At 41.5% G+C, this 9,037-nt stretch carries 12 protein-coding genes and 1 pseudogene; 8 read left to right on the top strand and 5 right to left on the bottom strand.

Annotated elements, in window-relative coordinates; genetic code table 11:
• On the bottom strand, positions 1-1,026 hold a 1,026-nt coding region (locus O9334_RS19750; RefSeq protein WP_288002009.1), incomplete at its 3' end, for an RNA-guided endonuclease InsQ/TnpB family protein.
• Between the two features lie 50 nt (positions 1,027-1,076).
• Between O9334_RS19750 and O9334_RS22935 the strand changes: the two genes are divergently transcribed.
• From O9334_RS22935 to O9334_RS19740, 3 genes and pseudogenes are all read left to right on the top strand, one after another.
• Positions 1,077-1,196 carry a transposase gene (locus O9334_RS22935; protein ID WP_353737849.1) on the top strand — a complete coding sequence of 40 codons (120 nt, stop codon included), beginning with the start codon at positions 1,077-1,079 and terminating at the stop codon, positions 1,194-1,196.
• A gap of 95 nt (positions 1,197-1,291) precedes the next feature.
• A pseudogene (gene tnpA, locus O9334_RS19745) lies at positions 1,292-1,636 on the top strand (IS200/IS605 family transposase); the annotation flags it as partial.
• 113 nt (positions 1,637-1,749) lie between these two features.
• Positions 1,750-1,917 (top strand): YqaE/Pmp3 family membrane protein, encoded by a 168-nt coding sequence (locus O9334_RS19740; RefSeq protein WP_002757335.1) that lies wholly within the window; start codon positions 1,750-1,752, stop codon positions 1,915-1,917.
• 268 nt (positions 1,918-2,185) lie between these two features.
• Here the strand turns inward: O9334_RS19740 and O9334_RS19735 are convergent, their stop codons facing one another.
• Positions 2,186-2,575, bottom strand: a complete 390-nt coding sequence (locus O9334_RS19735) for an AbrB family transcriptional regulator (RefSeq protein WP_002798186.1) — start codon at positions 2,573-2,575, stop codon at positions 2,186-2,188.
• A 300-nt stretch (positions 2,576-2,875) separates the two neighbouring features.
• Between O9334_RS19735 and O9334_RS19730 the strand changes: the two genes are divergently transcribed.
• The 3 genes from O9334_RS19730 to cbiB are packed head-to-tail and all read left to right on the top strand — an operon-like array spanning position 2,876 to position 4,723.
• A complete protein-coding gene (locus tag O9334_RS19730) occupies positions 2,876-3,319 on the top strand; it encodes an Rrf2 family transcriptional regulator (protein WP_002738021.1) in 444 nt (147 codons plus the stop codon).
• The gene (locus O9334_RS19725; protein ID WP_080754349.1) at positions 3,267-3,740 is read left to right on the top strand and encodes a GFA family protein; all 474 of its coding nucleotides are present in this window, start codon (positions 3,267-3,269) and stop codon (positions 3,738-3,740) included. Before O9334_RS19730 ends, O9334_RS19725 begins: the two co-directional genes overlap by 53 nt.
• Positions 3,741-3,742: 2 nt before the next feature.
• The gene (gene cbiB, locus O9334_RS19720) at positions 3,743-4,723 is read left to right on the top strand and encodes an adenosylcobinamide-phosphate synthase CbiB (protein ID WP_288002012.1); all 981 of its coding nucleotides are present in this window, start codon (positions 3,743-3,745) and stop codon (positions 4,721-4,723) included.
• Here cbiB and O9334_RS19715 read toward each other — a convergent pair.
• Both O9334_RS19715 and O9334_RS19710 read right to left on the bottom strand, forming a co-directional pair.
• Positions 4,694-5,038, bottom strand: coding sequence for a hypothetical protein (locus tag O9334_RS19715; protein WP_024969212.1), 345 nt, complete (start codon positions 5,036-5,038; stop codon positions 4,694-4,696). The genes cbiB and O9334_RS19715 overlap by 30 nt on opposite strands.
• Before the next feature lie 101 nt (positions 5,039-5,139).
• Positions 5,140-5,808 (bottom strand): lysophospholipid acyltransferase family protein, encoded by a 669-nt coding sequence (locus tag O9334_RS19710; protein ID WP_288002006.1) that lies wholly within the window; start codon positions 5,806-5,808, stop codon positions 5,140-5,142.
• A gap of 134 nt (positions 5,809-5,942) precedes the next feature.
• On the opposite strand from O9334_RS19710, the gene O9334_RS23230 reads away from it, so the two are divergent.
• Complete coding sequence (locus O9334_RS23230) at positions 5,943-6,134, top strand: hypothetical protein (RefSeq protein WP_376750911.1); 192 nt, start codon at positions 5,943-5,945, stop codon at positions 6,132-6,134.
• A gap of 75 nt (positions 6,135-6,209) precedes the next feature.
• Positions 6,210-6,410, top strand: a complete 201-nt coding sequence (locus O9334_RS19705; RefSeq protein ID WP_045362169.1) for a hypothetical protein — start codon at positions 6,210-6,212, stop codon at positions 6,408-6,410.
• A gap of 135 nt (positions 6,411-6,545) precedes the next feature.
• Here the strand turns inward: O9334_RS19705 and O9334_RS19700 are convergent.
• Positions 6,546-9,037: DNA methyltransferase (locus tag O9334_RS19700; protein ID WP_288002004.1), on the bottom strand; the 2,492-nt coding region annotated here is incomplete at its 5' end.

The following is a 9,037-nucleotide window of genomic DNA, read 5'->3' as shown; positions in this document are numbered from 1 at the left end:
GGTAATCGCGCCACAATTCGGACACTCCTGGGAAGTTCCGTTTTTATCGACTTTAAGATAATATTTTCCCCGTTTCCAAGCGACAAACGGTAGTATCTCGTTAATAAAACTACCGATACCCGAATCTAGAGATTGTTTTCTGACGATACCCCTAGACCAGGAAACGAAGTTAATATCCTCAACGAAGATATTATCAGCAAAATCGCAAAGGTAATGACTTAATTTAAAGTGCCAATCTCTACGAGTATTAGACACTTTTTCAGGTAATCTTGCTATCTTCTCCTGAAGTTTTAACCAATTGTTCGAGCCTTTGACTTGATGTTTCAAGCGTCTTTGTAGCAATTTAAGCTTACTCTGTACTTTCAACAAAAATCGAGGGGCTTTGATTAAATCTCCTCGTGAAGTAGCGACAAAACTTTCAATTCCCGCGTCAATTCCTAAACAGGTCTTCCCAACTGTCATATCGGGAACTAATTCCGGAGATTGGAAGGAAACCGAAACGTAAAATCCCGACGCTTTTTGGATAATTCGAGCTTGTTTAGGCTCGAATCCGGACGGGTATTCTCTAGATTGCCTGATTCTAATTTTTCCTAATTGTGGAAAATTCAAGCATCCATCCCCTAGAAAGTTTTTTGACAGCGCAGGAAAAACCAAACTCCGCATCTTTTTCTTAAATCTAGGAAAGCCGAAGCCTTTCGATTTCATCTGGTTAAACGCCTTATCTAAAGTTTTTAAGACTTGCTGTAAAACTTGAGCGTTAACCGTCTTTAATATCGGGGAAACTTTTTTAGCTTCCGTTAGATTTTTAGCTTGAACGAAGTAATTTGGATAGGGTTGATCCGCAGGAATTATGTACTCGGAAACTAGCGAACAGCGCTCCGCCAGACACTTTCGAGAGTTTAGCCAGTCTTTTCGCTCCGAGAGCGCGTAATTATAAACGCTCTTACAAACATCAAGAATGTGGACGATCTCCCGTTCCTGTTGCCTGTTTACCTTTAGTTTGTACTGGTAGGTAAGCGTTATCACTGTCGTTTGTTTCGTGATGTAAAATTAAATTCTAACACTTACTGCCTAATATGTCAACCGATTACAATCATGGATTTCGCTCTGTTTACAAACTTACTGCTCATGTTGTATTTGTCATCAAATACCGACGAAAAGTTATTAACAATGAAATCTTAAGTAAGTGGTTATAATTAAATTGAAGATATATCCCCCCTTGATCCCCCCTTGATAAGTAGGGTTGATTCATGAATCAACCCTACCTTGATGAGGGGGTGTCTGATAATTTTTAACGCCTACCTACTTAGTCCGACTTAAAGAAATCTTGGCGTCAACGCTGACGAAATGGGAAAGCGCATTGCTTGATTTTAACGGTGAATCGGATCACGTTCACCTGATTATCGATTACAAGCCTGACATCGCTTTATCCAAGTTAATTGCCAATCTTAAAACAGTTAGTAGTCGCTTAATTAGAAAGGAATTTCCGTACTTAGCGGCAAAGTATTTCTACAACAAACCCTATTTTTGGACGGGAGGTTATTTCGTGGCCAGTTGTGGCGGCGTTACTGTCGAACAACTAAAAAAATACGTCGAGAACCAAAACTCCCCGAAAGTGGAAACGCTACCGCGTTAGTTTTATTCTGGTGGCGATTCATCTCCCGTTAACCGCTACGCAGTTTAACGGGAGATAAATCGCTCCATTGAGATAGAATTAAGATTCACTAAAGTCTTTTTGAGGTATGGACAATGTTTCTTCGCCTAGTTTGTGCGTTTTTTTTGCCGCCCTTAGCCGTATTTTTGACCACGGGACTGAGTTTAGCCTTTGTTATTAACATTATCTTAACTTTAATCGGTTATGTCCCCGGCATTATCCACGCTTTCTGGATTGTCTCCAAAGAAGCCGAGAATTCCTAGTTAGCACCCCAGGAGATGCCAGTTTTTCTAGTCGCTGCATTAGACATCTCCAATAATGAAGATTTTAGCTGGGTGGATCAGGCTTCTAGCCTGATTTCTGGAGAGGTATATTACCCGCGGTTAATAGGACAAAATTAACCGGACATATCGAACGGAGTCTTTGATCTAGATGCTTAAAGACTGATTGAGGATAAAATACCTAGTTTCAATGGACAAGAGCTTATCTAATGGCAAGGAGAGAGTTAAACGGCTCTCTCCTTAATTATTGCTATTCGTCGTCGTCGCTGGCGCCAACTTGCTTGAGATGAATATGTTTTCTCCCCAAAGTAATTTCAAATTCATCTCCCGGTTTGAGTCCCATTTTTTTGGTGTAGGCCGAACCGATTAGGAGATTATTATTGGATTGGACACTGATCCGGTAGCTGGCCGAGCGCCCACCTCGTCCGTGGCCATTGGCACTGCTATCTAAGTCAATTCCCTCGGCATCGATTAAAGCATTGAGAAATTTCATCATATTAACGCGTTCAATACCATTTTTTGTCATGGTATAGTAGCCGCATTCCCGGGCTTTTTCTTCTTTGCTGAGGTTGCCTAGCTGTTTAACTTTCTCAATTAGTTCGAGGCCAGTCAGGGGTTCTGGATTGGTAGTTTTGTTCATTTAAGTTCGCGGCAGATAAGTAAAGGTTAGGGTCATCAAGGCTAGTCGAGGAGAATTGCTTCCCCTGACCAGAAACAATCGGGTTACGATTGATCTCTACACTCATCTTACACGGTATAAACTAAAAATTATCACTTGCTTGAGGAAATTGATTGTAATTGATTACACTCTATCTCTCGATCAAAATCTTAACGGAATTTATCAATGTTGATCGAGATGCTGAGTTAGGGGAGGTTAGCCTTTCTGTCATCAATGAGGGCAGGGGGTAGGATAGAGATCAAGAGGTAAAAATGAGGGATAATGAAGCTAACAACTAGGGGTCACTATAGTGTTAAAGCCTTGCTGGATCTTAGTTTACAACCTAGAGGAACTCCAGTATCGGTAAAATCGATCGCCCTACGTCAAGATATCCCGGCCGCTTATCTAGAGAAATTGCTGATAGAAATGCGACGAGCGGGGTTAGTTCGCTCCTTTCGGGGATCGCAAGGAGGTTATCAATTGGCCAGGCCAGCAAATCGGATCTCGTTGGGGCAAATTTTGGAGGCGGTGGGAGAGACGATCGAGCCATTATCAGGTTATCATCCCAGGGACGAACAGGCAGAAGATTGGGTGACATTTACTATCTGGAAACACCTACACGAGAAATTAAAAGAGGCCCTGGGTAAGATTACCTTAGCGGATTTATACTACGATGCGCGTAGCTGGATCGCCGCTAGGGGAGAGGAAACCAGCTTTATTGTTTAGTAGTTTAGAAGTTATGACAGGAACAACTCAAGCAAAGATTTATGGGGGAGGTTGTCACTGTGGAGCGATCCGTTTTCAAGTGGCGATCGAGCATGATCAAGCTCTAGACTGTAATTGTTCGATTTGTCAGAAAAAAGGCTTTCTGCATCTGATTGTTCCTTCAGCACAATTTACCCTCCTAAGCGGTGAAGATTTCTTAAGTACCTATACATTTAATACTCACACAGCCCAACATTATTTTTGTCGTGTTTGTGGTATTCATCCTTTCTATCGTCCCCGCTCCCATCCTGACGCTATAGATATAAACCTGCGCTGTTTGGATGGCAATGTCTTAGGCGATTTTCAGATCCAGTTCTTTGATGGGGCTAACTGGGAAGACAATATTGAGAAAATTCGGGATATAGATGGCAAAAGGGAGTAATGGTGAAGGAAACGGCAACGGAGATCATTTTAGTATTAGGGGCGGTTTTAGATTATCTGATCGGCGATCCTTGGGGATGGATTCATCCGGTGCAGGTGATGGGGGCGATTATTGCTGTTGCCACAAAAGTTATTCTTAATTGGACGCAGGAAAAAATTTGCCAACGTTTAGGGGGCATAATTCTGGGACTAGGTTTAATTATCTTGGCCGGGGTCTTAACGTGGCTAGGAATCCAATGGTTAGGTCAGGTCAATTTGCTGCTGAGTTGCTTAGTACAAATGATTCTCCTGGCTAGTTGTTTAGCCGGCAGAAGTTTACGCCAGGCTGCCGAAACAGTCATCGCAGCTTTACAAGCTGAAAATATCACCCTAGCTCGTTGCCAACTAAGTTTATACGTTGGTCGCGACACAGATAATCTCAGCCGCGAAGAAATCCTCCGCGCCCTATTAGAAACTGTCAGTGAAAATGGTGTGGATGGAGTTACCGCGCCGCTTTTTTATGCCCTTCTCGGTGCTTTTCTGGGGGTGGGACCAGTACCCCTCGCTTGCGCTTATAAAGCCGCTAGTACCCTCGATTCGATGATTGGCTATCGTCGGCCACCCTACACCCATATTGGCTGGTTTAGTGCCAAAAGCGAGGATGTTTTGACATGGCTACCCTGTCGTTTAACGGTCTTAACTCTCGCCCTAATTTCGGGCCGGCCGGGGCGAGTTTTAAGCATTTGTTGGCGCGATGCCCGTCGGGATCCTAGTCCTAATTCCGGTTGGAGTGAATGCGTCTATGGGGCGATTTTGGGGGTGCAATTGGGGGGTAAAAATCAATACCGGGGCCAGATTGTGGAAAAACCTTTATTGGGCGATAACCTCAACCCGATTACCGTCAAAACCGTCGAACAGGCTTTGAATTTAACTCGTACTTGTGTATTACTCTGGTTGGCGATCGCTGTTAGCTGCTTAATTGCTAGAGATTTTGCTCAATTTTAGCGACCACAGGCGACGGCGTTGACGGGATTGACGCTGCCAGTAACGGATGATCAGGGAGAAGGTCAAGAATAGGGATTGTAGTATCTGTATCTGTCCGCAGAGACGTTGATAGTTTTGTCGGAGATAATAGGTTTTCGCCCCAGCGATAACAATATATTCCGGGGCGGGGTAAAAAATGTGGTGTAAACGTCGTTCCACCCGGTTTAAAATTTTGGTCACTCGCCCTAAAATCCGCCGCAATTGCCACAATTTCCAGACTAGAAAGCAATTAAATAAAGTTAAGCCTAGATTGAAGCCGAGGACAAAAAAGAACATGATCGAGGCGATGGTCGAGTTATGCCAATTTTAGCCTAGATTCCCCACTTCAAAGTGTAGGGGAAAGAAATCTAAGACTAAATCTCGTTTAAAAGGTCGCCTTAGCGTCCGAGGGCGTGTAATCCGTTAATAATTTCGGCACAGCGCTCGGTAACTGCCTGTAAAGCTTCTCTTTTGTTAGAAATCGGTGGTGGCAGCACTTCCCCGATGCGAATAGTTAAGGGGATACTATGGGGAAAAGAAGAACCTTTTTGAAAAATCTTTTCTGTCCCCCACAAACTGACGGGTAACAGGGGAACTCCCGCTTTAGCGGCAATCATCGCCGCGCCTAGTTTTGGTTGATGGATCAATCCGTCCTCGGTGCGGGTTCCCTCCAGAAACAATCCCACTGCCCAGCCCGCTGCTAAGGCTGCCATCGCTGCCCGAATTGCGCCGCGATCACCACTGCCCCGTTTAACGGGATAGGCCCCGTAAAGAGCGATCGCCTGTTTTAAAATCGGGATGGTAAATAATTCTTCTTTAGCCATATAAGCTACGGGACGACGCACGGCACAGGATAATAGGGGTGGATCGAAGTAACTGGCGTGATTGCAGACGATAATCAGAGGATGACGCCGGGGGACATTTTCCACTCCGTAAACGCGACCTCGAAAATAGCCGTGTAGGGTGGGGCTAACGAACGACCATTTAAAGAGATGATATAAAACTAAACTGGCAAAAGGTTCTCGCTCTTGAGGCTGGTTCATGACTGACAACTGTTCCCTAGACATGGAAAAGCCCTTGGGAGTCTTGCCGTGTTTCGACCCCAAGGACTTTGCTTTCTTCTCACTCCTCACACAATTAAAATGTATAGCAATTTATGGGTTAGGGAAAGGTTAAGGGTGCCGCTTTCTTAACTGGCATAATTACTTACCTAGGGTTTGCTGAAAAAGTTTTTCCTCGGGGTAGGGTGTGGCCCCCCAACCCCCCCGACATCGGGGGGGTTGGGTGTGGGGTGTGGGGTTTTACCGATTTTCAGGACGTTCGGCGAAGCTCAGTCGAGTGGACGGTGAGCTTGTCGAACCGCCGTGGTCAATTACCTCATTTTCGATGGTAATTGATTTTGCTTGGGTACTGAAAAAAGTTGGGTTAAAATATAAAGGCCAAATCTAGTCAGAAAAAGAGATTTTTTATGGAAAAACAGGTAAATTGTGCTGTAGATTGCCTAAATGGTTGTATTTTAGGCGATAAATGCCCCAATCAAGCTCATGCCGCCGAAGCAGCTAAATTTATTGCCGAAACTTCTTTGGACAAGATGTTAGAAATGGCAGAAGCCGCTAGACTAAAAAAACTGACGCAACCGACCCAATGGATTATTCCCGATGATTTCTAGGGTTTAGGCCGGGGAACGGGGAACGGGTAAGAAAGTCGCTGTACCTTACTACTCCCAATAGCACTATATCAGTTTTTTCCACTGTTAACCGATAACTGTTGACTGAATAAAAGGCAGACAAGCAAGCATTTTCGGTTATTGAGAATTTTTTCTTTTCGTGGCTTTTTGTTTGCTGGTAGGGAGTAGGGGAGCGGTTAATTTTTCATAAAGTTCAAAGAGGTATTCAATACGGTTTAATTCACTGGTAAAGGGTTGGGGACGATAACACAAATCAACAGCTTTGTCAAGTTTTTGGTGAGCTTTGAGCAAGTCGGGAGGCATGGTTAAAGGATCATATAAATCCGCAAGGCTACTATCAGGATATTTTACCCTAGTATCTAGCACAGCTTGAGCGCAAGTTTCGACGGTTTGTTTTTGTTTGTCGGTCGCCGTTTCAGGAAAAGGAAAATTATTATAAACAATATCTTTTGAGTAACGATAATCACTTTTTAATCTTCCACACACATATTTAACCCATGCCATGTGCATTTCTGAAGTAAGAATACCAAATAAATATAAATCGCCGTTCGGAATAGCTTGACAAGTATCACTAACGATATTATCAGCCGTAAAAAAGCCAATGGGAATGTATTTTCTATTTTCTGACGTAGTTCTAGGTACAAGAATATAGTCTGATTTTGGTTGCGTTATTTGTCGAAATAAACAATGATAAGAATAGTTTCGGGTTGAAGCTGCAATACTTTTTGATCTGAATTGCTTCACGGCTTCCACACGCTCCAAAATTTCAGGTATATTCTTGAGTTCATTGGGTTTAATATCGAGTAGCCACAAACACCATTTTTTACCACCATTTAAAAATTCTCTAGCACTAATAAAAGGTCTGATAAATTTAATTAACAAAGGATTTTTTGAGACAAGAGTATTTTTTTCTTCTTCGGATAAAATAAAATTACCTCCATCTGTTGGCTTATTTCCATACATCATATTAGGGACATTACAGAGAGGATATTTTCGATTAAAAACCAGAATATTGTTTGCATTGATTAAGTAAGGATTAATATTTTTGGCTTTTATTAAAAGCGGCTCACTGGTTATAGTCTGATAGTCGAATATATATTTTTCATTAGCTTCAAAACTAGCAAATCCAATAATCACACAATGAACCGCAGCATTACCTTTAGCTTCATTACTCCATTTGAAAGTTCTATGGGCAAAATGAATACTGATATTAAATTCGTTTATTAAAACATTCCATAAGATAGATGATTGTTCCCCTTGAGAAATAGAATTAGTCGCCACTAATCCCACCTTAATTTTTGTGTTTTGAATAAATTGAGCAGATTTATAAAACCATGCTGATACATAATCCATAACCCCTGATCCAATGATTTTATCAAGAACTAGCTTTAAGTCTTCTTTTTGATCAAAATTTTGGTAATGATGCCCCACAAAAGGAGGATTCCCTAAAATAAAATTGAGCTTCTCTTTTGATATAAGTTCTTCCCAATCAATCCGCAAGGCATTTCCATGAACAATCTTTGCCGCTTTCTTTAATGGTAAACGCACAAAATATTGACCAAAAGTATTACTAACTTTAATATTCATCTGATGATCAATTAACCACATCGCCACCTCTGCCACCCTCACCGCAAACTCATCGTATTCAATACCAGCAAACTGATTGACATCCACCTGAATAATGGTACTAATATCTGTTACTAACTGCCCCGTTTTATCTAACTCCTGTAATACCAAAATCTCTAAATCGCGTAACTCCCGATAGGTAATAATTAAAAAATTGCCGCAACCACAGGCAGGATCGAGAAAATATAAATTAGCAATCTTTTTGTGAAATTCTAGTAATTTATTGCGATTGCCTTTAACCTTCTCAAATTCTCTGTGTAAATCATCTAAAAATAATGGTTTAATCACCTTTTGAATATTTTTCTCGGAGGTATAATGCGCCCCTAAATTGCGTCGCTCTTTTGGATTCATTACCGCTTGAAACATAGAGCCAAAAATAGCAGGGGAAATTTTTCCCCAATCAAAAGCACAAGCTTCTAATAACATGACTCTCATCTTGCTATCAAAAGCCGCTAAGGGTAATGACTCCTCAAATAACTTGCCATTTATGTAGGGAAATTGAGTTAAATTCTCATCGAGATTTTTTAATCTTTTTTCTTCTGGTGTATTCAAAACCTGAAAAATAGCATCAATGTGCATCGCCAAATCACTGCCATCTTCTTTGGTATGTAGATCAATATATTCCCAGAAAATACCCTTATTAAAAATACCCGTATCATCGGCAAATAAACAAAATAATAAACGCACTAGATAAACTTCTAAATTATGCCCTATATAACCAATTTCTTTGAGGCAATCATGAAGTTTTCCCATTAACTCGGCCGCTTGAATATTGACGGGATCTTCGTCTTTATAAACTCGCTTTTCGTAACCAGCAATAAAATCAAATAAATGAACGTTATCAACAAAATTGCTTAATTCAAATTCCCATTGATTGCCCGAATCTAAATCATATAATTTAAACCGTTGAAAATCCGAGACTAAAATATAACGCGGTAACTCATGTTCCTTTAAATTGGGAAAATAATCCTTAGCCTGTTGTG

Origin of the sequence: Microcystis sp. LE19-8.1F, assembly GCF_027531715.1 — a bacterium.
GTDB lineage: Bacteria > Cyanobacteriota > Cyanobacteriia > Cyanobacteriales > Microcystaceae > Microcystis > Microcystis wesenbergii_A.
The sequence above is the reverse complement of the archived record's forward strand: the minus strand, read 5'-3'. Positions and strand labels throughout refer to the sequence as shown.